A 24,698-nucleotide genomic window follows, 5' to 3' on the forward strand; every position below is an offset into this window, starting at 1 on the left:
GGGAAAGGATGCCGCCGGGGCTGACCGGCGGCAATTCAGGCGGGTTTTGTCAGGAATGGCACAACGATTAATCAGAAAGGTGGGCGATTATGATCTCCTCAACGAGCTGCCGGTCTTCATCAGAAATGCCAAGCAGCTGACGCACCGGGTAAGCAACTTCCTCGCTGTTACGGGATGGACGGTCTTTCAGACCGAGCTGATGCACGCGGGCGATGCGCTGGACTTTCCCCGTAAAATCCACCACCGCCGCGCTGTCTGTACCCTTTGCTTTCATGTAACGGCTGGCGCGCAGCCTCTCAAACATCTGGCGCTTAACCCGACCGTTTTTCGCTTTAACGGGCTGGCGCTTTCGCGCCTCGTACGGTGTGCCGTCCGGCGCTTTCTGCGATTTAATTCGCTTCTGCTGCCCGGCCCGCACCTTTTTAGCGATATCCGCAGCCATACGGCGACGGCCAGACGGTGACAGCGTGGCAATCAGCGCGGCGAGCTTATCCTCAAAGAGCTGTAAGTCACTCATCCCACTTACTCACCAGTTCGCCAGCGACATACAGCTCCAGCGGGCGCGTTACCGGCTCCGGCGGTGGCGGCTCGGGGATGTTCTGCACATGCAACGCTTCCCCTTGCTGCTTAACCAGCGTGCGCTCGGTGAGCATCAGGCTGATGCTGATATCAATGCTGCTGTCGTTATTGATATCGGCGTACCACGTAAACCCGCGCTTTTTCCCCTCGTCGGTGGTCATGATATCGGGCTGATTTTCCCGCAGCCAGGCCATGATCGGCACGAGCAGCAGATCGATATCCTGCGTGTAGTCGGTCACCACCACGTTAAGCGCGTACCGCTTTTCAAACGACAGCGACGCGGCCAGCGTGGCGGCGATACTGCCGTTATCAACAAAGAGCCGCAGCATATCGGGGTTATTTTGCAGCGTAGGGACGGCTTTATTTAGCGCCTGGCGTAGCGAATTGGGTTTCAGCATCGTGCGCCTCCTGACAATCTTTGATTATTTCCACCTGAAGCCCGCAGGACGCGAGCGCCGCCTCTAACTGCCGGTTATCCGCCGCCAGATCGCCCGCCGTTAGCAGACTGTTGCCCGGCACCGGGCAGCTTGTCACGCGTGGACAGCCAATCCAGATAATCTCTGGCGCTGGCGAAGGCGGGGCGGGCGTGCAGCCGGATAACATCGTCAGGCAGAGCAGCAGCAGACCAGTCACGTAAAATCGGGTTCGCATCGGTTTCCCTCTGTATTTGTGCCTCACGGGACAGCGCTCCGGCACTCGCCCGGCCCTGTAACAGCCGCAGCTCTGCTTCGCGTTTTTGTCCCTGAATATTTTCACTGTTCAGCCTGGCGATCGCTTTGTCACGGCTTTCGATACCCGCCGACAGCGTGCCGATAATCAGCTGCGCACTTGCCAGTTCGTCACTTGCAACCGACCAGCGCCAGCTGGTTAACGCCAGCGCTACCAGAGCCGCAGCTAAAAGCGAGGCTATGATGCGCGGCATGTTGCACCTGCCTCAGCGAGTGCAGATCGGCAAATCTGAAATATGATCACCGTCAACACATAACTGACCAGCGTCAATAGCCAACCCGAGCAGGCCAGACTGATTACGATGAGTATTTTCATTCCCCACCCGTAAACGCGGCTAAGCACATTTTTTGCGGGGCGATTAAAAAGCCGAGCCAGCTGCGCGTGTATTTTTTCACGGCTTTCTCTGCCAGCCATGTAGGCAGCAGCACCCGTGACAGCAGCCAGCCAGACAAAAATATTCATCACCCAGATGAACGCAGCGGGCAGGTTAATCAGCCAGGTCTGCGGATCACGGATCCCGGCAATGAGCAGGGCGATATAGGCAACTTCAAAAATCACATTCAGTATTTTATTTTTCACAGCGAAACCCCTTTTAAGCATCTGGCCATCTCTCGCTCGCGACGGTTATCCAGCCCCTGATTGAAAACACCTTTCACATATACCCAGCGAGGCAGCTGATTACATGCCTCTCGCCATTTTTTCTGGTTCAGCAGCTTTACCAGCGTTGAACTACAGGCGTTACCCGTACCAACATTGAAGGCAAAGCTAATCACAGCGTCATAGACCGGCTGCGGCATTACGACAGGTGCGCAGACCGCGAGACGCCGCTCAGTATTCAGTACATCGGCGATCAGATTTGTCGCTGCCTGCCGTTCTGTGATGTCGCCTTTCGGCACCACCCCCGCAGTGTGGCCGATGCCCGACGTCCATACCCCGGCGCTGCACTGGTAAGGGCGCAAACGGCAACCCTCCAGATCGCCGATGAGGGCCAGCCCCTCCGGTGAGGTCTGGAGCAGACGAAAGTCGGGTAACAGCACTGCCAGCGCCAGCACGGCCGCCACACTGCAACGTTTAATCACTGACATATTCACGGCCTCTTTGGTGGGGGTGCGATAATGACAGGCTGCATTTTTTTATTGGCTTCCAGCAGATAACTCATGTGCCGGTAGTACCAGTTCACGCCAACGGTAAAAATCACCCCCAGCACGCCGAACCATGCGGCGACGTCCTGCGGTGTCATGGCTCCGAACGCGGCCAGGGCCACGCTCAGCCAGTAGGCTAAAAACGATGTGATTCGCTCCATACTCAGTCCCATAGGTTTACAGTCTCTGATACCGGGGCCGCCTGCACCTCGGGCAGCTCGACCGCCGTACCGTGCGGCAGTACCGCCCCCATCCCGGCCAGTCCCGGATTGGCGGCAAGCACCTCCTCAAATACCCCCTCAGTGCGCCCGTAATACCGGGCGCAAATCATGTCCAGGGTGTCCCCCTGCTGTGCGACGACGCGCATCAGATTTGGCCGACGATGCAGCGTGATTTCCCCTGGAGGCGGGCCACAGCCCAGCGCATATCCCGCCACATCTCATCAATCGTGGTGTCGATTGAATCCGCTTTTTTATCGCCTTTCGCGCTGGCGTCCACACCGCGATAACGCTCGTACAGCGTGGCCGTGGTCATCGCCGAGACGGCGCTGAGGTACTGGAAAACCCGCTCGCTTTCACCGTCGATTTGCTCGGCCGGCACGTCAGCCAGGTGCTCAAATCCGGCGGCCATCTGCCGGGCGCGGTAGTCGTACAGCTCCGCGTTGGTTTCAGCCATGCCCGTTTTGATGGCCTGCCTCAGCCGGTCGGGGGTAACGGTCTGCTCCAGGCGCATTAGTTTTCGCACGCGCTTCGGATCGATATCAGGAAAGAAAAACGTGTTTTTAATCACCGGCTCGTCGCCCGCAGGCGGCGGGATAACTACCGGGCCGCTGCTCTGCGGCGTGTCGTTCTGAATAATCAGCGTCATCATGACTACCTCTGAAAAGGGTGGGCGGTGGACGCCGATCGCAGGGAAGGTGAAAACACCACCATTGACCGGCGTGCCGCCCGGCGCGGGGCGCATTCTGTTAACTGGCGATTTTTCTCGGTCGGCCACGTTTAGCCGGGGTCGCGCTCTTTGCTTTACGCGGGCGCGATGCCGCCGGGGCCGGTTTCGGTTTCGCCTCGGGCTTCGGGCGCAGCTCGCGCTCAAGCCGTTCAATTTCTTTTTTCACGCCCGCCTGACAGTCGAGACGCATTGCACGCTGTAGGTGTGCCAGCGCATCTGCAACCTGACCGCCATCACGCAGCACCAGACCGGTAATTTTGTGCAGCTTCGCCCGCACCATATCCGGCATGTCGGCGGATTCAGTCAGCGCCAGTACGTCAAGCAGCAGGCGAACATCGACAGGCTCACAGGCGGCATGGGCCCGCATCGCGGCGAGCGCCACCTCCTCGGTGAACATATATACCGGCGTGCGGCGGTGTTTCCCCGGCATGGCCAGGCCAAACTGAAAGGCATAACGGGCAATATCCAGCGCACCGGCGATATCACCGGCATCGAGACGCCACAGCATCACCGTCATCAGAATGTCGTCCTGTGCGCCTTTGCCCTGCTCAAGCGCGCCACTGACCCACGGGGCATAGAACGGCAACAGCTCCCGCTTAATCTCCGCCTTGCGCTCTTTCGAATGGATGGTTTTTAGCGTGCGTTGGTCTGCGGCCAGCTTAACCAGCATCTGCTCGTAGGCAGTGGCATGTCGCAGCGGGTTTGCAGCCCGCTGCGTGGTTGTGGAGGCCGAGACCCGCATCATGTGACGCTGTGCGGGACTCGTCATCGGTTACGCTCCTGCTACCGGCTCGGCTGCTGCCTGCGCCTGGGTGAAGGTGCCGACCTTGATGTTTTCCACCAGGCAACCGGCGGCGTAGTCTTCAACCACAAAATCGACGTTCATCGACTCGTAGTTTTCCACGCGGTCGAGTTTCGCGTTTTCGTCAATAACCCGGCGATGACTCTCGTCCATAAAGTAGATGGACAGATTATCGAGGCGCGTCACAAACAGCGCATTGGCCGGGAAGTACGGCACACGCACCGCCGGAAGGTTACCGATGCGTTTCTGGCTGGCGATCACGTCAGCGGCCATGGCTTCGGTATTGGCCTGCTCTTTGTTGACGATCGGGAAATATTTGTCCGCCAGAAGCTGACGACCCACAATCACCACTAGATCGGGGTCTTCCTGATACCACGGCTCGATAAGGTTGTTCGTGGCATCCATCACCAGGGCGTCGAGGTTTTCATAGTCGCCACCTTTACCGATGCGGATCACATCGGAAACGACCGCGCCGTCGTCATCGGTGACCTTATTCATCACACGGCCCGGTGCTTCATTGCGGTATTTCTGCATCCAGCCCACGGCCACGTCCTGAAGCATCGGGTTTTCCGCACGGTTTGACGTCGCGGCGCGTTTCACGCCGTTAAAGCCGACCATGATGAAGTCCAGCGACTGGCGCTTGGTGATGGCATTGCGGATGCGGATCTGGAAGTCCTGAAAACGCGCCCACAGGTCGAGCGTTTTGTAACGGATATGGAAATCGAAGTTAATCTGATCGCACTCGTACTTGTTGCTCTCCAGCGCGGCGAAGTCGCCGGTCTTACGCTCCTGACCGTTGGCAGTGTCCGCCGTGCTGGCAATGGAGCCAGTCACGCCGACCCCAACTTTTTCGCCCTTCAGCTCACTGACCGGCACGATATTGATGCGGGTCAGGAAATCGGAATTCTCCTGCACGGTGTCCATCAGAGTCTGAGTCACCGACGGGTTGACGGTGAATTTTTTCGACAGATCGCTTACCTCCACACCGCTCAGCTCAGCAATTCGGGAGAGATACTTATTAAATTTAAAACGGGTTTCCTGACGCATATTTTTTCCTGAAATTTGTAATTAATCGGGGTTCACTGTCTGCCGTTCGCGGGCCTGTCAGCAGTTCGTCAGCGTCGATTCACCGCCACCGCCGGTACTCAGCTCGCGGCGCGGCTGATGACGGCTTGGTGTGTTATCGAGCGTGGTTTTGAGCTGCGAAAATGCCTGACTGGTCTGCTCCGCCTTACTTGTCACATCCTGCCTGAGGGAGGCAAAGGAAGTTTCCAGCGCAGCGAGACGCTCATCGGATGCGCTGAGGCTGGTCTGCATATGCTCACTGACCACCGTCACCGCTTCATGCACATCAGCGAAACGGGCGTCATCGCTTGCCTGCTTGCGGCCAAAAATGCTTTTCACGGTGTCGCTTAATTTGGTGAAGACGGTTTCGGCCTGGTCTTCAAACTCCAGCTCCGCCAGGGTGGCGACAGAAATCAGGTTGTCCGGGGCTGTCTTGAAGCGGTTAAGCGGATTGCTTTTCGCAGTGCGGCAAAATTCAAGATATTCGGTGCCGAGGCTTGCCGGGTCATCGGTGACGGCCAGGCCGACCAGATAACATTTGCCGGTGTTGGCAAAGTTCGGCTGGATCTCCATGGAGGTGTAAACCTTCTGGCCCTTGCCGACCATTTCCACCAGGTTGTCGAGCGGCGCGATTTTGCCGAACAGCGCCCATTTACCGTTAAGCGCCGAATCGTCTTCGATTTTTTCAGCCTTCAGCTCCACCACGTCACCGTAGCGGTTGAATGCACCATCCGGGAGGATGCCGCGCAGATGTTCCAGGTTAATACGGCAGCCATAGACGCGGGGGTCAAAACCTGCGGCCATTTCCTGAATATCGGTCGCGCTAATTACGCGGCCGTCGCAGGTATCGCCCTCAACGCCGATACGGAAAAACTTACTCACTTTTTTTGCCATCGTCAGGAGTCCTGATTGTGGGGTTACGGGTTCGGGGTTAGTTTTCCCGACTCGGCACCCTTCCGGCTATCGGTGCCGGATGGGTACGCCCTCACACAACAGCGCCTTAGCGATTCGTAAGCGGCTCATCAGTAGCCTTGCCCTGTATCAATCACGGCGAGGCATCCATGACCATCACCACCGACACGACGCTTTTAAACGATCCGCGACGACAGGCGGCGCTGCTGTACTGGCAGGGCTTTTCCGTGCCGCAAATCGCTGAAATGTTGCAGACCAAACGGCCTACCGTGCAGAGCTGGAAACAGCGCGACGGCTGGGACGAAACCGCACCGATTAACCGGGTGGAAAGCACGCTTGAAGCCCGGCTCATCCAGCTCTACGCAAAGCCGGATTTAACCGCGCATGATTTCAAGGTTGCCGACTTTTTGTCGCGCCAGATGGAGCGTCTTGCCCGGGTCAACCGCTACGGCCAGACCGGCAACGAGGCCGATCTCAATCCCAACGTGGCGAACCGCAACAAGGGTGAACGTAAGAAGCCGAAAAAGAATTTTTTCAGCGAAGAGGCTATCGAAAAACTGGAGGAGATTTTCCTCGCGGAGTCGTTCGAGTATCAGCTCAAATGGCACCGTGCCGGGCTGGCTCACCGCATCCGCGACATCCTGAAATCCCGCCAGATCGGCGCAACGTACTACTTTTCCCGCGAGGCGCTGCTGCACGCCCTGAAAACCGGCCATAACCAGATATTTTTATCAGCCTCAAAAACACAGGCGTATGTGTTCCGGGAATACATCATCCAGTTTGCGCGCCTGGTCGATGTTGACCTCTCCGGCGACCCGATTGTGATCGGCAACAACGGGGCAAAGCTGATTTTCCTCGGCACCAACTCCAACACCGCGCAGAGCCATAACGGCGACCTGTATGTTGATGAGATTTTCTGGATCCCCAACTTCCAGCGGCTGCGTAAGGTTGCCTCGGGCATGGCCTCGCAAAAGCACCTGCGCACCACCTATTTTTCAACACCTTCCTCCCTCGGCCATGGTGCATATCCGTTCTGGTCGGGCGAGCTGTTTAACCGGGGCCGGGCCAGTGCCAGTGAGCGTGTCGAGATCGATATCAATCATTCCGCGCTGGCCGCCGGGGTTGCCTGCGCGGACGGGCAGTGGCGGCAGATTGTTACCATTGAGGATGCGCTTGCCGGGGGCTGTACCCTGTTTGACCTGGACACACTGAAGCGCGAAAACAGCGCCGATGATTTCCGCAACCTGTTTATGTGCGAATTTGTTGACGATAAAGCCTCGGTGTTTCCGTTTGAGGAGCTGCAACGGTGCATGGTAGACAGTCTGGAGGAATGGGAGGACTACGCCCCGTTTGCCGATCGTCCTTTCGGCCAGCGTCCGGTCTGGATTGGCTACGACCCGTCACACCGGGGCGACAGCGCCGGGTGCGTGGTAATCGCCCCGCCGATGGTGACCGGCGGCAAGTTCCGTATTCTGGAGCGCCATCAGTGGAAGGGCATGGACTTTGCCACCCAGGCGAACGCAATCCGCGAGCTGACCGAAAAATACTACGTCGAGTATATCGGTATCGATGCAACTGGCCTCGGCCAGGGTGTATATCAGCTGGTTCGTTCCTTCTACCCGGCTGCCCGCGAGATCCGCTACACGCCGGAAATTAAAACGGCAATGGTGCTCAAGGCAAAAGACACGATCACCCGCGGCTGTCTGGAGTATGACGTTGCCGCAACCGACCTCACACAGTCATTTATGTCCATCCGTAAAACCATGACCGGCAGTGGGCGCAGCTCGACCTATGAGGCCAGCCGCACCGAGGAAGCCAGCCACGCCGATCTCGCCTGGGCCACCATGCATGTACTGATCAACGAGCCGCTTACCGCTGGCAGCGGCGGGGCTTCATCTTCTATTCTGGAGTTCAACTAATGCGAAAACGTAACAAGCGCCAGCGCAGCCAGCAGGTAACAGAAACCACCGCCACCGGCGCACAAAAAATGGAGGCATTCACCTTCGGCGAGCCGTCCCCGGTACTCGACCGCCGCGACATTCTGGATTATGTCGAGTGCGTGACCAACGGCAGATGGTACGAGCCGCCGGTAAGCTTTACCGGACTTGCCAAAAGTCTGCGGGCCGCCGTGCATCACAGCTCACCGATTTACGTGAAGCGCAACATTCTGGCGAGCACGTTTATGCCGCATCCCTTGCTCTCGCAGCAGGATTTCAGCCGCTTTGCGCTCGATTTTCTGGTGTTCGGCAACGCCTTTTTTGAAAAGCGTATGAGTGAAACAGGTCGCGTACTGAAGCTGGAAGCCTCACCGGCGAAATACACCCGGCGTGGCGTAGAGCTTGATACCTACTGGTATGTGCCGACTTTCTCAAACCCACATCAGTTTATGTCTGGATCGGTTTTTCACCTGCTGGAGCCAGATATCAATCAGGAGCTGTACGGGATGCCGGAATATCTCAGCGCTCTTAATTCAGCCTGGCTAAATGAGAGCGCGACGCTGTTCCGCCGCAAGTACTACCAGAACGGCGCGCACGCGGGTTACATCATGTACGTGACCGACGCGGCGCAAAGCAGCACCGACGTTGAGGAGCTTCGTCAGGCAATGCGCAGTTCGAAAGGACTTGGTAATTTTAAGAATCTTTTTTTCTATGCACCGAACGGGAAACCGGACGGCATCAAAATTGTGCCTCTCAGCGAAGTTGCCACGAAAGACGATTTTTTTAATATCAAAAAGGTCAGCGCTGCGGATCTGCTGGACGCTCACCGCATTCCGTTCCAGCTCATGGGCGGCAAGCCTGAAAATATTGCCAGCGTGGGCGACGTTGAGAAGGTAGCAAAGGTGTTCGTCCGCAATGAGCTTATGCCATTACAGGACAGGATCCGGGAGGTAAACGGCTGGCTCGGCGAGGAGGTTATCCGCTTCAAAAAATACAGCCTCGAAACAGACGAATAACCCACCCACAGCCGTCCGCGAGGCGGCTTTTTCTTTCCCCTCGCTCTACGCCCCTCAGACACGCCACACGGCGTGCTCATGTACGCCTATCCCTTTACATCACCCCAACCCGAACGGCGCGACAGCGGCGCAGCAGCGGCGCAAATATTAATTTAATTATCGCGCTCAGCGCGCAATGCTTTCCCCGCCACGCCTGCCCGCTTTATGGGTCGGTTTTAATGCACCTGCATGACCCACAAAAAAGCCCGCCGGGACTGGCGGGCCTGAGCGTTAACGATCCTCAAACGATCATGCAAATTCATGCACCTTATGCACGCATGACTGCAAAACGGGTAATTAGGGGTAAATATTCCCTAAATTACCGGGCAATTATCGTCACTGACAGCACGATTTATCAGGTGTGTAACCCGGCCTAAAACTACCACGTCGTCAAGCGCGTCGCCTTCCAGCGCCTCGCCGTCTGAGGTTATAAAAGAGTGACCGGCGACTTTTGCAAAATGCGTACGCCCGAATGCCTGGATCAGAACATCTGCACCTGGCGGGCATTTTAGTGCGGGGTTAATCACCGCATACCCTGCTGACGTTTCAATAATACGACTGTTAGCTGTGATGCCGCATAAGCTGTTTGGAGTCAGGACAGTCTCTACGTAGTCCTGTGCCGGGCTAGGAAATCCCATAACTAACGCCTCGCTGTGCTCGTTGTTTGAGCCTTGCAGGTGTTAGAAACCAGTTCTAACACCTGCAACGCTCCTTACTCAAAAGGAATGGCAGAGAAGATTACGGAAAACTGCCGGTTGCGTAGTGTGGCGTCGCCAGCTATCTCGGCTATCAGGTTCAGCGCTATTTCCCTGTCTCGCTCATGACAAACACCCTCTGATACCAGTCTGGCAATCAGCTCTACACGTTCCAACCGTACCCGCTCTTGTAAATCGTCCATCATCCCCCCTAACAACTACACTGTATATAATTACAGTATATAAAAAACTGTGGGATGTGAAATGTTTTTTTATCTTTCAATCGGATATCTCTGAGGGAAATTATTAAGCGCAACAATGGTTAACCGCACTCACCTGTAAATTAGCAGCGTTATTTTGCGGCCTTTTCGAGCTGGCGCACCCTGCTCATGATGCTGGCCGCCCTGGCTGAGGCTGGCGTATTAGCAGCATAAACGTCACCACTCGCCGAACCTCTACGCCAGCGGCCACCAATAAACAGCGCCGCGCCGGAAATTAAAGACAGCGCCTCTCCCCGGCTGAGTGTTTCGCCGGTTAAAAGGTGCATTTCGTCAGTTGCCCTGGCTATGGCCGCCGCGTTCTGCTCTGTAACGTGGTCGAATTTTTGCCCGGTAGCCGTTTTTTTCTTCCGCAAACGCTCCGTTAACTGTCTGCGCTCACGCCGGTTTAGTGGCCGGGTGAGATCGATACCGGGATCCGCCACCGGATCCCCCGTACAGTTATTGACAGAACTCCGAGAGGGCGCAGGCGCGCCCTTAACGTCAACGGCCAGGTCAACGGCCCGCTTCGGTACAATTTTCCACTGCACAACGCGGGTCACGATTGGCGAGCCGTCGCCAACCTCGGTGTCATAAACGCCCTTAACACGGACGGTTTCCTCGCCGTAGTCATTGACCGAATCGCTGCTTTCGTACCAGGTGCGCACCTGCAAATCGTCACGGCGTACGAACGGGCCGCCCTGGGCGTTTACATAACCGGCCCAGTCGCCTGCGTCAGCTGCGTCATGCACAAGGGCAAATTCGATACTCAGGCCGCGCGCCGTTTCTGCGTCAGCCATTCGACGCAGCTCGCGGTAAACGGTGACCGGCGCGCCGCCAACAAACTGAAACTGCCGGATGTGCCAGCGGGCCGCCCAGGCAGAAACAGCGGGCGCGGTCTCTTTAAGCGTTTCGCCGCTCTCGTCATCGCGCTCATCGTCCAGGGCGTAGCCGTCGATATTTTTGCTGATGTATTTTGCAACATAGCCAGTTGCGCTCCCTTTGTCGGGGTCAATAGCCTCAGCATGGAAGCGGGCCTTACGGGCTTTATCGCTTTTCAGTTCCTGACGGTCTTCCTTGCAGGCGTATTTGCTGATGATGGCGCGTACGCGGGCCACGTCTTCCGGCAACATGAACATCAGCATATGCCAGTGCGGCGTGCCATCGTGGTGAGGCTCGGCCACTCGGATCCCGAACACGCGGATCTCATCGCGGTGAAGTTTGGCGCGGATTTTGGCCCACAACCCGGTAAGGTAGCGCTGGGTATCCGCCGGGCTGGAGCCGTTCCATTTGGTATTACGGTAACCGGCGCGGGTTGTTGCGTGGAATTTTGACGGGGCGGTGAGGGTGTAAAACTCACCGACATAGCCCAGCTCGTTGCAGATATTTTCAAAGCCACGGATGCGGGTCATCAGCTCACAGCGACGGATCGCCGGATTAGCTACGCTGCCGTCATATTTGTCGATCAGGCTGATGCGGTTGCCTTCCTCGTCTTCCAGTTCCATTCCCTTAAGAAACTCACGCGTGCGGCGTTTCTGCTCACGCCATTCTGTAACGCAGCCCTTGCTTGCGTAAGCCTTGCGAGTCTTGCTGACATTGCCCAGGGCAATTTGCAGATGCTCGCGCCACTCAGCAGCGACACGACGCAGGCGGCCCTGCCACCATTTTTCTGAGGCCATGCGCAGGGTGGCCGGGGCCACATCCTCAGCCGTTACAAATTTAGTGGTGATGCGCTCCCATAGCGGCGGCGCATTCCTGAAATGCCGGGTGATGCGGGCGGCGCAGTGGTAGGAGGCGTGAAGGATTTTTAGGTCACTGCCGGCTTCCACCTCGATGGCGCCCAGTTCGGAAATAATGAAATTCGCGATATCACCGGCCAGCAGATCGATATCGGCTTTTGACATATCCGGCAGGCGGTTAAACCGAGCCGTCATGTTTACCAGGCGGGACGCCATAAAGCGCACGTCAGCGGCGTCAAAATGGCCGCCGAACGCAGCGCCGGAAACGTCTGACTCGATCCCTGTGATGCTGTATTTATTTGAAACCAGCTCAAGGCGTGGCAATGCCTTCCGGGTGAAATTCACCAGAAAGGCATTGGCTCGCGCTAAACCGTGGTGGCGCTCCAGCTCATCAGCCCGGCGGCGCACGTCGTAACGTACGCAGTCCGGCTGTAACTCCAGCTCATGCCGCGCACGCAGCAACGCCGCAATCTGCTGATCGCGGCGGTGCTGTTCTGCGTGTGTCAGGTACGGGCTTGCGATAGCGTCGCGGGGCGCGTTCCATACGTAAGGCAGGGCAACATCACTCACGCCCGCACCTCATGAATGACCGTTCTGTCGCACCCTGCCGCATAATCGACGCCCATCCAGACGAATGGCTTAGAAACAGCGATAACCTCAGCGGCACGCTTACTCTTACCGGCGGCCACACCAACACTACGGGCGGTGGTGATTTTGTGAAGGGTGAAATTACGGTACAGCGAGCCGATCAGAAGCGTGTCGCTGTTGGAGGCAACAACCGGATGCCCTTCTGATGACCGGCGCTCCAGAATAGAGGCCAGACGATACTGGTCATCCTCGCTAAAGCCTGCGGTATGATAACCGGCAAATGTACCGTCATACGGCGGATCGCAGTAAATCACATCACCGGGCAGCAGCTGCGCCAGAGTCTCTTCGTAACCGGCACAGATGAACGTTGCGCGCCAGGCCTTTTTAGCGAAGGCGCGGATTTCATTTTCCGGGAAATACGGCGCTTTGTAGTTACCGTAAGGCACATTGAAATCCCCGGCACGGTTATAACGGCAAAGCCCACGGTAACAATGGCGATTCAGATAAAGAAAGTATGCCGCTTTATCCAAAGGGGTAAGTGAGCCAGTATTAAAATACTGACGGCATTTGTAATAGCCGCTCTTGGTATTGAACTCTGCAAACAGGCGTTCAACCAGATGAATAAAGCCGAGCACATCGTCTTTAATCTGCTGATACATGTTGATCAGGTCAGGATTGATATCCGCAACGAGATAGCTGGGATAACCCGTTTCCATCATAACAGCGCAGGAACCTGCGAACGGCTCAACCAGTCGCGAGCCATCAGGCAGGTGCTTTTCCAAGAGCGGCATAACGGCGGTTTTATTTCCCGCCCATTTCAGGATGGTGCTCACTCTCCACTCTCCTTATAGCTAATTTCCACTACGGAAATAAGACCGCTCACGATCTCGTTAAATCTCGTTGCCGCATCCGTATCGTTAACCGCAAGCATGGATGCCTGAGCCAGAGTCACGATACGCATCTTGTTTAATACTTCTAATGCCCCTTCTCGTTTGGCGCGCTCCAACTCACTAGTTGTCATTCAGACCCCCTTGTAGTGTTTGCCTTTCAGCTCGGCGATTTCCTGACAGGTGACGCAGCACTGCACGCCCGTAATAACAGCGCGGCGAGCAGCAGGAATATCGCCGCCGCACGCCTGGCAGAAGAACGCAGAAGGCGCAGCCGGACGGCTACGCGCGTTGTGGATGTGGCGCTCACGGTTTTCCTGTTCACGCTGCTGTGCAAGATCCATTGAGTCGGCCATTAGTGCAGCTCCTGAGATTCGTTTTCAAAGCGGGCCGCTTCACGGCGCAGCAGTTCGGCGGCTTCTTTGCCGTTCAGCCCCTGCTGGGTGATGTGGATAGCCAGCGACTCAAGACGGATTGAAACGGCGAGCGCGCGGTCTTTACGCTCCTCATTTTTTGCGGCTGTCAGCAATACGGTCAGCGCATCGTTGTCAGCTTTAAACTTGCGGGTTTCGGTATTTCGCATATTCATTTCTCCAGAATTTGGGCAAAAGAATGCCCGGCGGGTTTACGCCATTAATTTCGTTTGGGTTAATTACTCGGGTAGTACGCTTTCATGCAGCGAGAAACGACGGGGTAGAATTTCGCCCCAGCGCGCTATTTCATTCATTGCCTTAATCAGCAACAACCGGCGGGACTGGTCGAAATATTCAAACGGCCTGCCGACCTCATCACTTTTAAACGCGCCTGGCTCGTTGCGGTTCGCCAGCGTCATGACAACGAATTTAAAGTTGTCATCCAGCTTGTTGAAATTACGCAGCGCCCCGTTTTGCGTGGCTTTTAGTTTCTGATGAAACCGGGCGAAACACTCCTCGCCGCTCATTTTTTCCGGCTGCACATCAGCACAACCAGCATTATTAAACGGCATTGCACCCGCGTTCATTGGTGCGGACATGTTATTAATCATATCAACCTCAAAAAAGCTTTAACCCGGCGTTTAAACGACGCGGGGCGCGCAGTACGAAGTTCACTTAATAATGCCGACTGATCGCGACTGGGGTTCCAGCTCTTACGGTCGCTTCCCATGATCCAGCCGTGGCCGTAATGCATGGATGGACTTTGACGAACAAGCAGCGATGCGAATGAAGGTTCATGTTTCATGCTCACCTCACATCAGCCCGAAGGTTGCGCCGATGCCGCTCACAGTATCTACAGCGCCAGCTACCGCAGGGTTACCCTGGATGCGGCATTGCACTGCCATAGCGGCCAGAAACAGGCAACGGATCCCGACGTTGACGCTGGACACCATCGAATTTTTTCGGCACTGCGTCATGCGTTCCGTTGATATTGCCCCTGCTGCGAGTTGGCCCACATCTGCCGTTGCCTTCATGACATAAACCGGTAGCTTTTCACTAGCCAGCTCATTTACCGGCACACACGGCATACAGTGCAGTTGCGCCAGAAAGCCATCAACCAATGTTGAGTCTTCAGTGATATCGGTCAGCAGCATAATTTCCGGGGCTGTCAGTTGATGCGGCTGATCCGGATTTAACTTGTTGCGCAGTGTCTGCGGCTTGATGCCTGCTTTGTCCGCAAGCTCGACCATATTGTGACGCGCTGCAAATGCCTGGCAGGCTGCGTCATAGTGGCGATGTGTGGAAACCTTAAAATCAAACATGCTTCTCTCCCTGAGTTCACATAATGTGAATCACGCACCGATAACGAGTTGGAAACGGGAATGACCTAACACTTTGCGCATCTGTTCTTCTTTCCATCGTGCGTAGTAGATGCGAACCATCCCGCTGGCACGTTTGCGCCCTGGCTTGATAACGCGCGGCTCGATAGGAACACATGGCTGTTCGCCAGTTGTCCAGCGACGGACCGTAGCTATAGAAACTCGCTCTAAAGCAGCAAATTCTTGAGGTGAAACTATCTCGCTAGGGATTTTCACGATTGTAATTTCAGAGGCCATATTGCATCATTCCCAGTTTGCCAAAGATTGCCATTGATTCTCTGCGATTATCACGAAGTATCATCAATGACGGTACACAGTTGTGAAATGTACTTAACAAATGTGTATTGGTCAATAAGGAAATTACAAATGAAGATCAGCGACTACACATTTGAGCCGTTAGCTATCTTGGATAGGATTTGTGAGGTTTACGGTTTTAGTCAGAAAATTCAGCTTGCTAATCACTTTGATATTTCTGCTAGCTCCCTCTCCAACCGCTATACACGGGGCACAATTTCCTATGACTTTGCTGCGGTTTGTGCTCTTGAAACGGGCGCTGATCTCCGTTGGTTACTGACCGGCCAGGGGGAAAGGTATAGTGAAAAGTCAAGCTCACCCGAAGCTGCAAAGATTGAAACATTCACATTAAGTGAAGAAACCCTTACCAAAGATAGCGTATTGAGTATCAGCACTAAGTTTTTCACTAAGCCTCTTGCCGATGGGTTAGGGGTTAAAGCTGATGGCAAATTGTATTTTGTTGATAAAAATATCCCTTTTGCTGATGGCACATGGTTGGTTGATATTGAAGGCGCTATTAGCATCCGGGAGCTAACACGATTACCCGGCAAAAAGCTACACGTTGCGGGTGGCAAAGTCCCTTTTGAATGTAGTTTTGATGAGATTAAAACGTTAGGCCGCGTAGTAGGGATTTATAGCGAGGTTAACTAATGGCCGTAAGGAAAAATCCCGCCGGTGGGTGGATCTGCGAGCTTTACCCTAATGGGGCCAATGGTAAACGTATCAGACGAAAATTCGCTACCAAAGGAGAGGCGCTGGCCTATGAGCAATACACAGTCCAAAACCCGTGGAATGAGGAACAGGAAGACCGGCGCACACTGAAAGACCTGATTGATTCATGGTATAGAGCACACGGTATAACTTTAAAAGATGGCCTCAAGCGTCAGTTAGCCATGCACCATGCCTTTGAGTGCATGGGCGAACCTCTCGCCCGCGATTTCGATGCGCAAATGTTTTCCCGTTATCGAGAGAAGCGCTTAAAGGGCGACTACGCCCGATCAAATAGAGTGAAGGAAGTATCTCCACGCACGCTCAATCTTGAGCTTGCCTATTTTCGAGCGGTATTCAATGAGCTAAACCGCCTCGGGGAATGGAAAAGCGAGAACCCGCTAAAGAATATGCGCCCTTTCCGTACGGAAGAAATGGAGATGGCCTGGCTAACTCATGACCAGATTGCACTACTGCTTTCAGAGTGTAAACGCCATGACAATAATGACTTAAGTACGGTAGTAAAAATTTGTCTTGTTACTGGTGCCCGCTGGTCTGAGGCTGAGGGGCTTAAGAAATCCCAGCTTTCGAAATACAAGATCACCTTTACTAAAACTAAAGGAAAAAAAAACCGAACCGTACCGATAAGCCAGGAGCTTTACAACGCTTTGGTCGAAGATAAAAAAGATGCTAAGGGTAAGCTTTTTAGTGAATGCTACGGGGCGTTCCGATCCGCACTGGAAAGAACTGAAATTGAGTTACCTGCCGGGCAGCTTACCCACGTTCTACGCCATACCTTTGCTAGTCACTTTATGATGAATGGTGGTAATATTTTGGTCTTACAACGAGTGCTCGGCCATACCGACATAAAAATGACTATGCGTTATGCTCATTTTGCGCCCAATCACTTAGAGGACGCAGTTAAGCTGAATCCACTGGCGGTAAGTGGCGATAAAGTGGCGGTAGAAATGAGTAACATTGATAATCCTTGATAGTTTTTGATAACGTAACCGCCTGTTTTTTAACGCAAGTTATTGTTTTTCGGTTGTTGTTATAGGAACTCATAATCGCTTGGTCGCTGGTTCAAGTCCAGCAGGGGCCACCAAATTTATCCTTGAATAACAGCATCTTGAACCATATTCGTATCTTAACCTTCAAATCTTTTCTATCTTAGTGTCGCAAAAGTGTCGCATCGACTTTGCTGTTTCGCAGTACGATGAGCTTTTCATTCGCATGTGTATAGGTGTTCTGATGGAAGATCTCAAAACAGCCAGCGCCAGATTAGTGCTTTCCTCAGTAGGTTTGATACTACTGCTTGGCGGATGGGCATCTTTTGCAAATGAAATACCTATCGGCAATATGGGTTTGAAATTAACCTCTCTTTATGTAGCTCCTTTTCTACTCTGTGGGTTTTGGCTTTATAGCTGGCAACGATTCTTCGTTCTGGCGCGCCACAGTAATAAGCCAGATATTGATAAGCTTCTTTTATCTAGTATAAATACTGCTTGCAACGCTAATCAAAACGACTTAATCAGGAGCGTATTCCGCCCTCAAAACTTCAATCTCAAGTTACCAGTCATGGTCCGAAAATGGGGACGGTCAAGTGTCTACATTCCTGGAGATGCTAAGGCAGACTATGTTGTTTACAATCGTTCCTTCGCTAGAAGAGACTTCATGTTTTGTTATTTAGGGAATGATATAAATGATAACGCCCTTTATGTTCATTTTGGTCCAAAAGCATCAAATATCCAGAATGGCACCCTCAGACCAAACTCTCTTGGTTATTGGAAGTGCATTAGTTTCGAACTCAAGCATTTAATTAATAACTCATTCAAGCTTCCTCTAATAGGTGCGCATTATTTTCCGCACATCTTTGCCTGGTCAACTTTGGTATACCTATCGGTCTGGATTTGTAGATACAGCTTCTCATAACGTGTCTTAAAAAAACTGATACGAATTTAACTAGAAGCTGCCTCTTGATGAGATAACCTAGATTCTGACTGCCCATCAACACATCGAAATTATTCTTCGTCACACACTCTTACGCGCTTTTCAGTTTTGGAAATCGGCGGTAAACCCCCGCAAGCCGCGCCAGCACTGACATTTCCGATTACGGCTTGCTCTACGCGCCCGCGAAATTTGATCGTCTCAAGTCATGTAAAATTAAAAATTCTCTTTGATATCTACTAGTTAGTTTTTTCTCTAGATCCTTTTTTGATCCTTATAACTGAAAAAAACTGGAAATGTTTGCAATTTTTTCAGTGCTGGTTTTCCGCGAAGCCGCCAGCTGTGGCGTGCTCTGGCGGGCTGGTTTGTAGAAAATTAAAACTGAAAAATTTCTACGATCCAAAAACCGCAGGCGGGTGCGGTGTAGTGCCGTTTTTGTCTGCGCCACGTTTATTTTGTGGCTGCACCGCTGCGCCAGCCCTGCGGCGTGCCTCTGATCGTTTCGTGGTATTACATGCGGGTGGGTTGTCTGCTGATGCGCTCATGGCGCGTTATGGTGCGTCTGGTGAGAAGGCGTAAAAAAGCCCGCGCATTGGCGGGCAAAAGGTGCATTCATTCAGGCAATTATCTGTTCGTACTTTCCTCGTGTTACGCCTGCCTTGCTGGCCGTTTCCGTAAAGGCACTGGCCTGGTTTGGTGCGCCTGTTCCCGGGTGCGTATGTCCGGCGCACTGCTGCGCCAGTTCTGCCAGCAGATCGATGGTATCCAGCAGCATGGTGAGGGTGTTGGTGCTCCCGTTTCCGATATGCACCGTATCGCCAATAATCTGCTGACCTGCGGCCACGCTCTTACGCAGGGCGGCAATCTTCTCTGTCAGCGCACCGCCCGACTCAATATCAATATTCCCGGCCACCTTGCTGGACTGCCGGCCTTCAACATCCGTTTCAGCATCGCCTTTGATGCTGGCCAGATAGTTACCTCCTGCAGCCATCGCATAATCGCCCGTGGTGATTTGCTGGATCACTCCGGCCATCAGTGTGGCCGTGCCGATCACCGTTGTTTTATCGGTGGCTTTGATGGTTGTTTCCCGCGTCACCAGTTCACGGGTTTCCGTATCAGCGGTAACGCTACGTGTCATTGATGTTTCACGAATAGCCTGATCGGTCTGCCGCTCCCAGTCGCCGCCCTGGGTAACGCGCTGCGATACACCATCACGTTGCTGCTGCAGCTGTTCGCCCGGTTTCACATCCGGCAGGCTCGTCCCTTCCGGCATGGTCTGGCGCACAAACGGCTTATCCGGGCGCCCGCCCGTAAATCCGACTTCTACCAGGGTGCCTTCCGGCGGAAACTGAAACATACCCGAATCATTACCGGCCATCGGAACCGGCAGCGGCACGGCAGAGTAAACCGGGGTTGTACTGTCCGGGTTGCCGTCTGCGTCAAGCAGCTGCACATCCACCGCATAACGCGGGCGATAGGGATCAGCAAAATTCCCGCTGGAAACGGGCTCACTGGCTGCGACCACCCGCGCCATCTTCGGCACATGCAGGCCGCTGGCCAGCTCCGGGTAATGGCTTTCAATCTGTCGCTGCATCGCTGTTTTTTGCAGTGGTTTCCCCGTTGCCTTGTTGCGCGGCGTCCAGGTGATCGCCATTGTGTCATTGGTCAGCGCAACCCGTGTCAGACGTTCGCCGTTCACCTCCACGCCCGGACGCAGGGACTGGATCAGTGGCAGCGTCATCGTATTGCCGCCCGCCGCGCCCTGGCTGAACTCATGCGGGATTTCAACCGGACGCCCGGCGAACAGCGCCGCCTCTGCACCGCCTGCGTACATCGACCCGTCAGGCAACTGATACCAGACGTAATCGTTAATACCGAAGGCTTTACCCAGATTGCTCAGCAGCTGGAAGCCCGTACCTGAATGGGTGAAATGCGGGATCGGCGTCCTGCTGTAACTGGCATCCGGGACGGACACAGTGATGCCGCTGTTTTCCGTCAGCCAGGCAGCAACGTCGCGCAGCGTCGGGTGCTGAAATGAACATGGCCACGCCCTGTCAAAGACGCCTGCCAGCTCCCGCACAAACAGACGCATAAACCCTTTTTCAGCTGACTGCGCACGCTCAACGTACCCGGTAAACCAGCGCAGCAGCTGACCGGAATAGCCCACATCAAGGCGCACCATCTTCCCGGTATAGTCCTGATCGGTCTGGGCCGTAATAAAGCCCCGGCCGCAGCTGTTCAGCTCCAGCACCAGATTCACATCGGCCACATGGGTTTCATCAGTGGACAAATAGAGGCGTTTAACTGGTTTCACTTATCACTCCAGGGCATCGTTTACGGGTTTCAGAACCTTGCGTTCAAACCACGTCATTTTTTCATCTGATTCACCCGCGCTTGCGACTCCTGAACCGCCTGCGCCAGCGCCAGCCCCCTGCGCTTTACTGGTTGCGCGGGAAGTTGCAACGGCTTCTTTTTTCTCTGCCACGCTCAGGAACTCGGTCAGGGTAAACGTGACAAGCCAGGACATACGCCCTTCCTGCTGCGGCGCGTCAATCGTCCCGGAAAACGAGGCTTCACGCAGATTGACTGCACGGGCAACATTATTTGCAACCCGGTACACAGTGCGCGCGCCACCTGATCCCGTGGCGTTGGCCAGCTGGAACAGGCGCGTGAGAATATCGATATCCTTAAACGGGATTTCACCAGATACACGCAGCTCCTTGCCTTTTGCACCTTCTTCGGACTTGGCCGTGGATGATGTACCGCCCGACTGGTCTTTATCCGGGAACTGCTGGGAAACGGTGATCCGCATATTTTTAAGCCGGATGGCTTCGCCGTTAAGCGCCAGCGTGATCGCTGTCATGGATCATCCTCCTGATGCTGCTTAGGTCGGAACCGGTCAGCATGATGGCAGCGGTATAAATCGACGACATTGCCGGAATATCTGTGAGCAACTCCCGCACCATCTCAGTACCGCTTCCAGTTGATGTAAACACCCAGGCGCTGGCGCTCTTACCCGCCAGCTCTCCCGCCGCCTCCGCAATTTCTGACAGCAGCCCGGCACGCTGCTCCATAAAATCTACCAGGCTGGCTTTCAATCCTGTAAGGCTTAGTGAACCGACAGCGGCAGCACTGGCAACAGCCGCCGCGGTACTCATGGCTCTCGTTGTTGTCACAGAAAGCGGCAAAGGATCCGGAAGGCTATTCTCAGCTTTAGCTGGTATCTGCATTTTCACCGTTTCAAGCTCTGCTGCAGAACGTGCCAGCCTGGAAACCTGTTTAAACGCCGGAGCCGGGAATACCGCCGTCAGTGGTTCAAGATTTGTCATGAATTCATCATATGTCTGCCCGGCCACCATTAAGACCACTACATCCATGCTATCAGCAAGGCTAACCAACTTTTTCGCCAGCCACCGCACTGCATTATCCGGACTGAGATAGACTCCATTGAGCGTCTGCTGCCCCAGTCCATATACCCACGGATGTGCGGTGACTGTCGTGACGTTATCCGCTGGTACGCCCATCTTCAGCTGTATTATTTTCCTCTCCCACATCATGTCTGCTCCTGTTCGTTAAATTTTCTTGTTAACGAGCCTCAAGAGCAACAAGACGGGAATTGATATCTTTATAGTTGGTCAGCAAGCGTTCAACAGTGCGCCTTTGCAAAGCAGCCTCAAGTATTAAGGCTTCTTCGTAACGGATGCCATAGCGATCACCTGCTTCACGGATGCAGATCATCTTCCCGGTTTCGTACTGTTCCAGTTCCCACTCTTCAGTCACTTCGTTGAAAATTTCACGCGTTAAGACTTCTGGCTCATATTCAGCATCCCACTCGTCGTAGCACAGGAAAGCAAACCGGTGCGCATCCAGGCCGTGGCGAGCGAACGCCTCAACCGCACGCTGGGCGATGATACCAAAGTGCCAACGTGCCCCGTCTTCGCCTTTTGCCTCAATCCGGTCCAGTAGCTGGTATTGAACCAAATCCACTTCAGACCAGGCGTCCAGCATCTTATCGGCGGAGTTATCCTCCATCACGCGTTCATCTGAAGTGATGTCATCGCTTGAATAGCCACGCGCTAGCATTAGTGGCTCACCTTTAGCCCTCCCGTCAGACAGCACAGTGAATGCAGTCTGCGTTGTGCCGCCAGCCCAGGCGTTTGACGCACTACCTAGCGTGTAGGCATTGGTCTGATTTGGCGTCAGAGTGGTTGAACCGACCTGGAGGTAGTTTCCGGAGCCCGTGTCCAGTCGAAGCGTCTGGTTTTGGGCCAGTGAAATAGTCCGTGTCGTGCCGTCCGAATTGAACAGTTTTAACTGGGCTGTGGTTCCTCCACCAACGGCCATAGAAACCGCACCGTCGCACATAAATCTGAAACGGTCGGCTGTAACAAACACTCCGGCAGGGACGGGGATGTCCTTAATGCGCCATTCGAACGTGCCTGACATGGTGCCAAAATACTGACCCAGGGCCGGAGCGTGAACCACGTTACTGTTTGCATCACCGGTAATGGTTGATTTATCCCCAATGGCAGAGGCCTGAGCGAAAATGCTGGTTCGCGCGCCGGGGTGTTTAATTTCCACAAAATTACGGGTGGTGCCCACCTCAAAATTCACGATACCGGATGCGGTATAGTGAGGGAAAATAGAGGCATAATTGTTTTTGGCCGAGTCACGGAAACGCATATGGTACGCAGTCTGCACTCCGCCTATTGAGTTAACACCTGTACACCCTTGCATATAAACATTGTCAAAAACGTTAGCGTCGCCAGTCGTGGTCGCCCCGTGCGCCTGCGTTGCAGCAGAATCGGTATAGTCCGCCATGACGTTGGATATCAGGTTATTATGCCCACCACCGGCCTCAACAGCACTAAACCCCGGCTTGCTGGCCAGAACATTATTGATGATGTTGCCGTTTGGCGTGAGGGACGTCTGCGTCCCGAGATAGACTCCGTTTTCACAATCATCACCGATGACATTTGTCGTGATGTTGTGCCTCGCATCATCCTTGAGCTCAACCGCACCGAATTGAGGATAGCCTGTTGCAATAACGCCATCGACAATTGACTTGCGGTTAAGCGCAAGCAATACACAGCCAGCATCAGCACCGCTAACAGACTTTGTATATTTTCCGCGAATACTTTTAACGATAAAGCCGGTCTGGTACGGAATAGTGTTGTTATACAGAATTATGGAAAAGCCGGTACCTTCAGCCCCTTTAAAATTCAGGTTCTCCAGGGTGACGTCGTTGCCATCCTGAATGTCTAACTGATGCCCCTGAGTGGTGGCAGCGCCGCCTTTACTGGATTCAATATCCAGGTTTGCAATACGTCCACCGTCTGGCTTGCGGAATGACAGGAAATTCCCGGTCGCAGAGACCTGCTTCAGCTTCGATTTCAGGGAACCAATCAGCCTGGCTACAGAAAATAATCCCGGGCTGCATCTGGCGGTACCTTCCGGCACCCGGGCCGGGATACCAAGAACGGAATTGAACGCCGCAGTGTCATCAGCCACCCCGTCAACCTTAGCTCCCCAGCTGCGCACATCACCCTCATCCCGCCAGCGTGACATCTGTAGTTCAGGGTTATTCTCTGCGCCAGCAGGATCAGCTATATCATCACGGAGAGTATCGGCCCCATCCAGCCCAAGCTTTGACAGAACACCGGCCGCATCTGATTCCGCAATCACCTCTCGGGCAAAGTCGCTAATTCCTGTAGTCTTCAGCCTTGAATCTGTATCAAAGAACGGCACAACGTTTGGTTTGATTGGCATCCCTACCAGTTGAGCCATCGTGCCAGCCTGACGAAGATCCACAACCGTGCCATCAGCCAGAATCTCGGCAATAGCAAACACGTAATGTTGTTCATCCCCTGAGACATAATTTACCAGGGTATCCGCCACGGTAATTTTCGTAGCTGGCGCCCAAACGCTGGTCAGCGTTCCGCGCCAGCAAACATCCACCCAGATTTTGGCTGGCCTTGATGCAACCACCACGGCCTGATCAAACAGCAGTTCAGCGCGTAGCCCTTCGATGTAGGCGGCACCCTTTTTAACCAGGTAGTTTCCGTTCTCACCCGATACCAGGAACCCGTCTTTCAGGAAGGAAGCTGCGCCGTAGGTATCTTTGTTCTCCTTGCGGATACGCTCATCAACGCCATTCAGACGCGCAGTAAAGTCAATCTGCCACGTATCTGCAGGTGTGGTGATTTGCGTTTCCGTCGACGCCCCGTTGTATTCCATCAGGAAGGAACGGGTTAACACGTTACCCTGCTGGCCGGACTGGGTACGGATTTTCTTCTGCGACGGCGCATGCACGATCATCGCCACCACACCGCTAGCTTTATTGAGCAGTCCCACCCAGTTAAATTCGAAATCACCCACGTCTGCACCCAGCACCACCGAGTAAACCACGGCGTTGCTGTTCACCATGCCCGTTTTGCTCACGGCCTGGCGATGCACGATTTGCGCCGCAGGTGGCAGTCCTTCGGTGCGGTCGATGGGATCGGTAATATTCAGGTCTGGCACACTGGCAAAAATGAACTCATCCAGCGTAAGCACGCCTCCATTGGCCGCTTCCTGCGCCTTAAGCTCCTCAAAGGCCTGGGTGATAACGGTCTGACTCATA

At 54.2% G+C, this 24,698-nt stretch carries 31 protein-coding genes and 2 pseudogenes; 6 read left to right on the forward strand and 27 right to left on the reverse strand.

Annotation, left to right across the window (positions count from 1 at the left end; genetic code table 11):
• Positions 1-67: 67 nt before the first annotated feature.
• The 12 genes and pseudogenes from C2U54_RS01135 to C2U54_RS01185 all read right to left on the reverse strand — a co-directional run bounded on the left by C2U54_RS01135 (position 68) and on the right by C2U54_RS01185 (position 6,159).
• Entirely contained in the window at positions 68-517 is a 450-nt protein-coding gene (locus tag C2U54_RS01135) for a phage virion morphogenesis protein (RefSeq protein WP_103177029.1), read from the reverse strand.
• Positions 510-977 (reverse strand): phage tail protein, encoded by a 468-nt coding sequence (locus C2U54_RS01140; protein WP_103177030.1) that lies wholly within the window; start codon positions 975-977, stop codon positions 510-512. The genes C2U54_RS01135 and C2U54_RS01140 overlap by 8 nt, the downstream gene beginning before the upstream one ends.
• A complete protein-coding gene (lysC, locus tag C2U54_RS27665; protein ID WP_233210476.1) occupies positions 940-1,230 on the reverse strand; it encodes an Rz1-like lysis system protein LysC in 291 nt (96 codons plus the stop codon). Before lysC ends, C2U54_RS01140 begins: the two co-directional genes overlap by 38 nt.
• Positions 1,151-1,501, reverse strand: a pseudogene (locus C2U54_RS01145) (Rz-like lysis system protein LysB); the annotation flags it as partial. The gene lysC and the pseudogene C2U54_RS01145, both read right to left, overlap by 80 nt.
• Positions 1,486-1,887 carry a DNZ54_00345 family protein gene (locus tag C2U54_RS01150; RefSeq protein WP_103177032.1) on the reverse strand — a complete coding sequence of 134 codons (402 nt, stop codon included), beginning with the start codon at positions 1,885-1,887 and terminating at the stop codon, positions 1,486-1,488. The pseudogene C2U54_RS01145 and the gene C2U54_RS01150, both read right to left, overlap by 16 nt.
• A complete protein-coding gene (locus C2U54_RS01155) occupies positions 1,884-2,393 on the reverse strand; it encodes a lysozyme (RefSeq protein ID WP_103177033.1) in 510 nt (169 codons plus the stop codon). Before C2U54_RS01155 ends, C2U54_RS01150 begins: the two co-directional genes overlap by 4 nt.
• A gap of 2 nt (positions 2,394-2,395) precedes the next feature.
• Positions 2,396-2,623, reverse strand: coding sequence for an HP1 family phage holin (locus C2U54_RS01160; RefSeq protein WP_103177034.1), 228 nt, complete (start codon positions 2,621-2,623; stop codon positions 2,396-2,398).
• Complete coding sequence (locus C2U54_RS01165) at positions 2,614-2,817, reverse strand: tail protein X (protein WP_103177035.1); 204 nt, start codon at positions 2,815-2,817, stop codon at positions 2,614-2,616. Before C2U54_RS01165 ends, C2U54_RS01160 begins: the two co-directional genes overlap by 10 nt.
• Positions 2,817-3,320 carry a head completion/stabilization protein gene (locus C2U54_RS01170; protein WP_103177036.1) on the reverse strand — a complete coding sequence of 168 codons (504 nt, stop codon included), beginning with the start codon at positions 3,318-3,320 and terminating at the stop codon, positions 2,817-2,819. Before C2U54_RS01170 ends, C2U54_RS01165 begins: the two co-directional genes overlap by 1 nt.
• Before the next feature lie 97 nt (positions 3,321-3,417).
• Positions 3,418-4,167: a phage terminase small subunit gene (locus tag C2U54_RS01175; protein WP_103177037.1), complete on the reverse strand. Its 750-nt coding sequence runs from the start codon at positions 4,165-4,167 to the stop codon at positions 3,418-3,420.
• Between the two features lie 3 nt (positions 4,168-4,170).
• Positions 4,171-5,247 (reverse strand): phage major capsid protein, P2 family, encoded by a 1,077-nt coding sequence (locus tag C2U54_RS01180; RefSeq protein ID WP_103177038.1) that lies wholly within the window; start codon positions 5,245-5,247, stop codon positions 4,171-4,173.
• A gap of 57 nt (positions 5,248-5,304) precedes the next feature.
• Complete coding sequence (locus tag C2U54_RS01185) at positions 5,305-6,159, reverse strand: GPO family capsid scaffolding protein (protein ID WP_103177039.1); 855 nt, start codon at positions 6,157-6,159, stop codon at positions 5,305-5,307.
• A 167-nt stretch (positions 6,160-6,326) separates the two neighbouring features.
• Between C2U54_RS01185 and C2U54_RS01190 the strand changes: the two genes are divergently transcribed.
• Together C2U54_RS01190 and C2U54_RS01195 are read left to right on the forward strand one after the other, a co-directional pair.
• Positions 6,327-8,096 carry a terminase ATPase subunit family protein gene (locus C2U54_RS01190; protein WP_103177040.1) on the forward strand — a complete coding sequence of 590 codons (1,770 nt, stop codon included), beginning with the start codon at positions 6,327-6,329 and terminating at the stop codon, positions 8,094-8,096.
• Entirely contained in the window at positions 8,096-9,130 is a 1,035-nt protein-coding gene (locus C2U54_RS01195) for a phage portal protein (RefSeq protein WP_103177041.1), read from the forward strand. Before C2U54_RS01190 ends, C2U54_RS01195 begins: the two co-directional genes overlap by 1 nt.
• Positions 9,131-9,483: 353 nt before the next feature.
• Here C2U54_RS01195 and C2U54_RS01200 read toward each other — a convergent pair whose 3' ends face one another.
• From C2U54_RS01200 to C2U54_RS01250, 10 genes are all read right to left on the reverse strand, one after another.
• Positions 9,484-9,807: a hypothetical protein gene (locus C2U54_RS01200; RefSeq protein WP_103177042.1), complete on the reverse strand. Its 324-nt coding sequence runs from the start codon at positions 9,805-9,807 to the stop codon at positions 9,484-9,486.
• A gap of 409 nt (positions 9,808-10,216) precedes the next feature.
• Entirely contained in the window at positions 10,217-12,430 is a 2,214-nt protein-coding gene (locus tag C2U54_RS01210; RefSeq protein WP_233210478.1) for a replication endonuclease, read from the reverse strand.
• Positions 12,427-13,281, reverse strand: a complete 855-nt coding sequence (locus C2U54_RS01215) for a DNA adenine methylase (RefSeq protein WP_103177044.1) — start codon at positions 13,279-13,281, stop codon at positions 12,427-12,429. Before C2U54_RS01215 ends, C2U54_RS01210 begins: the two co-directional genes overlap by 4 nt.
• The gene (locus tag C2U54_RS01220; protein WP_103177045.1) at positions 13,278-13,469 is read right to left on the reverse strand and encodes a hypothetical protein; all 192 of its coding nucleotides are present in this window, start codon (positions 13,467-13,469) and stop codon (positions 13,278-13,280) included. Before C2U54_RS01220 ends, C2U54_RS01215 begins: the two co-directional genes overlap by 4 nt.
• Complete coding sequence (locus tag C2U54_RS01225) at positions 13,470-13,691, reverse strand: TraR/DksA family transcriptional regulator (protein WP_103177046.1); 222 nt, start codon at positions 13,689-13,691, stop codon at positions 13,470-13,472.
• The gene (locus C2U54_RS01230) at positions 13,691-13,918 is read right to left on the reverse strand and encodes a DUF2732 domain-containing protein (RefSeq protein ID WP_103177047.1); all 228 of its coding nucleotides are present in this window, start codon (positions 13,916-13,918) and stop codon (positions 13,691-13,693) included. The genes C2U54_RS01225 and C2U54_RS01230 overlap by 1 nt, the downstream gene beginning before the upstream one ends.
• A gap of 69 nt (positions 13,919-13,987) precedes the next feature.
• Positions 13,988-14,359, reverse strand: coding sequence for a hypothetical protein (locus tag C2U54_RS01235; protein ID WP_233210479.1), 372 nt, complete (start codon positions 14,357-14,359; stop codon positions 13,988-13,990).
• A complete protein-coding gene (locus C2U54_RS01240; protein WP_103177048.1) occupies positions 14,356-14,553 on the reverse strand; it encodes a phage filamentation protein Fil family protein in 198 nt (65 codons plus the stop codon). The genes C2U54_RS01235 and C2U54_RS01240 overlap by 4 nt, the downstream gene beginning before the upstream one ends.
• A gap of 7 nt (positions 14,554-14,560) precedes the next feature.
• Positions 14,561-15,070: a phage regulatory CII family protein gene (locus tag C2U54_RS01245; RefSeq protein WP_103177049.1), complete on the reverse strand. Its 510-nt coding sequence runs from the start codon at positions 15,068-15,070 to the stop codon at positions 14,561-14,563.
• Between the two features lie 30 nt (positions 15,071-15,100).
• Positions 15,101-15,364 (reverse strand): hypothetical protein, encoded by a 264-nt coding sequence (locus tag C2U54_RS01250; protein WP_103177050.1) that lies wholly within the window; start codon positions 15,362-15,364, stop codon positions 15,101-15,103.
• A 129-nt stretch (positions 15,365-15,493) separates the two neighbouring features.
• Here C2U54_RS01250 and C2U54_RS01255 point away from each other — a divergent pair, with 129 nt between their 5' ends.
• From C2U54_RS01255 to C2U54_RS01265, 4 genes are all read left to right on the forward strand, one after another.
• Positions 15,494-16,072, forward strand: a complete 579-nt coding sequence (locus C2U54_RS01255; protein ID WP_103177051.1) for a phage repressor protein CI — start codon at positions 15,494-15,496, stop codon at positions 16,070-16,072.
• Positions 16,072-17,121 carry a phage integrase gene (locus C2U54_RS01260; RefSeq protein WP_103177052.1) on the forward strand — a complete coding sequence of 350 codons (1,050 nt, stop codon included), beginning with the start codon at positions 16,072-16,074 and terminating at the stop codon, positions 17,119-17,121. Before C2U54_RS01255 ends, C2U54_RS01260 begins: the two co-directional genes overlap by 1 nt.
• Positions 17,122-17,380: 259 nt before the next feature.
• The gene (locus C2U54_RS27120; protein WP_139156302.1) at positions 17,381-18,061 is read left to right on the forward strand and encodes a hypothetical protein; all 681 of its coding nucleotides are present in this window, start codon (positions 17,381-17,383) and stop codon (positions 18,059-18,061) included.
• Positions 18,062-18,343: 282 nt separating this feature from the next.
• Entirely contained in the window at positions 18,344-18,655 is a 312-nt protein-coding gene (locus tag C2U54_RS01265) for a hypothetical protein (protein ID WP_139156303.1), read from the forward strand.
• 37 nt (positions 18,656-18,692) lie between these two features.
• Here the strand turns inward: C2U54_RS01265 and C2U54_RS01270 are convergent, their stop codons facing one another.
• The 5 genes and pseudogenes from C2U54_RS01270 to C2U54_RS27415 form a co-directional block, all read right to left on the reverse strand.
• On the reverse strand, positions 18,693-20,390 hold the full coding sequence (locus tag C2U54_RS01270; RefSeq protein WP_103177054.1) for a hypothetical protein: 1,698 nt from the start codon (positions 20,388-20,390) through the stop codon (positions 18,693-18,695).
• Between the two features lie 3 nt (positions 20,391-20,393).
• The gene (locus C2U54_RS01275; protein ID WP_103177055.1) at positions 20,394-20,939 is read right to left on the reverse strand and encodes a baseplate complex protein; all 546 of its coding nucleotides are present in this window, start codon (positions 20,937-20,939) and stop codon (positions 20,394-20,396) included.
• Positions 20,914-21,630: a hypothetical protein gene (locus tag C2U54_RS01280; protein ID WP_103180988.1), complete on the reverse strand. Its 717-nt coding sequence runs from the start codon at positions 21,628-21,630 to the stop codon at positions 20,914-20,916. Before C2U54_RS01280 ends, C2U54_RS01275 begins: the two co-directional genes overlap by 26 nt.
• Before the next feature lie 31 nt (positions 21,631-21,661).
• Positions 21,662-23,863: a tail fiber domain-containing protein gene (locus C2U54_RS27945; RefSeq protein WP_327059517.1), complete on the reverse strand. Its 2,202-nt coding sequence runs from the start codon at positions 23,861-23,863 to the stop codon at positions 21,662-21,664.
• Positions 23,861-24,697, reverse strand: a pseudogene (locus C2U54_RS27415) (phage tail-collar fiber domain-containing protein); the annotation flags it as partial. The gene C2U54_RS27945 and the pseudogene C2U54_RS27415, both read right to left, overlap by 3 nt.
• Position 24,698: the final 1 nt, after the last annotated feature.

It is taken from the genome of Leclercia sp. LSNIH1 (assembly GCF_002902985.1).
GTDB lineage: Bacteria > Pseudomonadota > Gammaproteobacteria > Enterobacterales > Enterobacteriaceae > Enterobacter.

Excerpts from the sequence above, each read along its gene's own strand:
- C2U54_RS01135 (WP_103177029.1), bottom strand. The coding sequence starts at position 517 with ATGAGTGACTTACAGCTCTTTGAGGATAAGCTCGCCGCGCTGATTGCC.
- C2U54_RS01140 (WP_103177030.1), bottom strand. The coding sequence starts at position 977 with ATGCTGAAACCCAATTCGCTACGCCAGGCGCTAAATAAAGCCGTCCCT.
- lysC (WP_233210476.1), bottom strand. The coding sequence starts at position 1,230 with ATGCGAACCCGATTTTACGTGACTGGTCTGCTGCTGCTCTGCCTGACG.
- C2U54_RS01155 (WP_103177033.1), bottom strand. The coding sequence starts at position 2,393 with ATGTCAGTGATTAAACGTTGCAGTGTGGCGGCCGTGCTGGCGCTGGCA.
- C2U54_RS01160 (WP_103177034.1), bottom strand. The coding sequence starts at position 2,623 with ATGGGACTGAGTATGGAGCGAATCACATCGTTTTTAGCCTACTGGCTG.
- C2U54_RS01165 (WP_103177035.1), bottom strand. The coding sequence starts at position 2,817 with ATGCGCGTCGTCGCACAGCAGGGGGACACCCTGGACATGATTTGCGCC.
- C2U54_RS01170 (WP_103177036.1), bottom strand. The coding sequence starts at position 3,320 with ATGATGACGCTGATTATTCAGAACGACACGCCGCAGAGCAGCGGCCCG.
- C2U54_RS01175 (WP_103177037.1), bottom strand. The coding sequence starts at position 4,167 with ATGACGAGTCCCGCACAGCGTCACATGATGCGGGTCTCGGCCTCCACA.
- C2U54_RS01180 (WP_103177038.1), bottom strand. The coding sequence starts at position 5,247 with ATGCGTCAGGAAACCCGTTTTAAATTTAATAAGTATCTCTCCCGAATT.
- C2U54_RS01185 (WP_103177039.1), bottom strand. The coding sequence starts at position 6,159 with ATGGCAAAAAAAGTGAGTAAGTTTTTCCGTATCGGCGTTGAGGGCGAT.
- C2U54_RS01190 (WP_103177040.1), top strand. The coding sequence starts at position 6,327 with ATGACCATCACCACCGACACGACGCTTTTAAACGATCCGCGACGACAG.
- C2U54_RS01195 (WP_103177041.1), top strand. The coding sequence starts at position 8,096 with ATGCGAAAACGTAACAAGCGCCAGCGCAGCCAGCAGGTAACAGAAACC.
- C2U54_RS01200 (WP_103177042.1), bottom strand. The coding sequence starts at position 9,807 with ATGGGATTTCCTAGCCCGGCACAGGACTACGTAGAGACTGTCCTGACT.
- C2U54_RS01220 (WP_103177045.1), bottom strand. The coding sequence starts at position 13,469 with ATGACAACTAGTGAGTTGGAGCGCGCCAAACGAGAAGGGGCATTAGAA.
- C2U54_RS01225 (WP_103177046.1), bottom strand. The coding sequence starts at position 13,691 with ATGGCCGACTCAATGGATCTTGCACAGCAGCGTGAACAGGAAAACCGT.
- C2U54_RS01230 (WP_103177047.1), bottom strand. The coding sequence starts at position 13,918 with ATGCGAAATACCGAAACCCGCAAGTTTAAAGCTGACAACGATGCGCTG.
- C2U54_RS01235 (WP_233210479.1), bottom strand. The coding sequence starts at position 14,359 with ATGATTAATAACATGTCCGCACCAATGAACGCGGGTGCAATGCCGTTT.
- C2U54_RS01240 (WP_103177048.1), bottom strand. The coding sequence starts at position 14,553 with ATGAAACATGAACCTTCATTCGCATCGCTGCTTGTTCGTCAAAGTCCA.
- C2U54_RS01245 (WP_103177049.1), bottom strand. The coding sequence starts at position 15,070 with ATGTTTGATTTTAAGGTTTCCACACATCGCCACTATGACGCAGCCTGC.
- C2U54_RS01250 (WP_103177050.1), bottom strand. The coding sequence starts at position 15,364 with ATGGCCTCTGAAATTACAATCGTGAAAATCCCTAGCGAGATAGTTTCA.
- C2U54_RS01255 (WP_103177051.1), top strand. The coding sequence starts at position 15,494 with ATGAAGATCAGCGACTACACATTTGAGCCGTTAGCTATCTTGGATAGG.
- C2U54_RS01260 (WP_103177052.1), top strand. The coding sequence starts at position 16,072 with ATGGCCGTAAGGAAAAATCCCGCCGGTGGGTGGATCTGCGAGCTTTAC.
- C2U54_RS27120 (WP_139156302.1), top strand. The coding sequence starts at position 17,381 with ATGGAAGATCTCAAAACAGCCAGCGCCAGATTAGTGCTTTCCTCAGTA.
- C2U54_RS01275 (WP_103177055.1), bottom strand. The coding sequence starts at position 20,939 with ATGACAGCGATCACGCTGGCGCTTAACGGCGAAGCCATCCGGCTTAAA.
- C2U54_RS01280 (WP_103180988.1), bottom strand. The coding sequence starts at position 21,630 with ATGTGGGAGAGGAAAATAATACAGCTGAAGATGGGCGTACCAGCGGAT.
- C2U54_RS27945 (WP_327059517.1), bottom strand. The coding sequence starts at position 23,863 with ATGGCTCAACTGGTAGGGATGCCAATCAAACCAAACGTTGTGCCGTTC.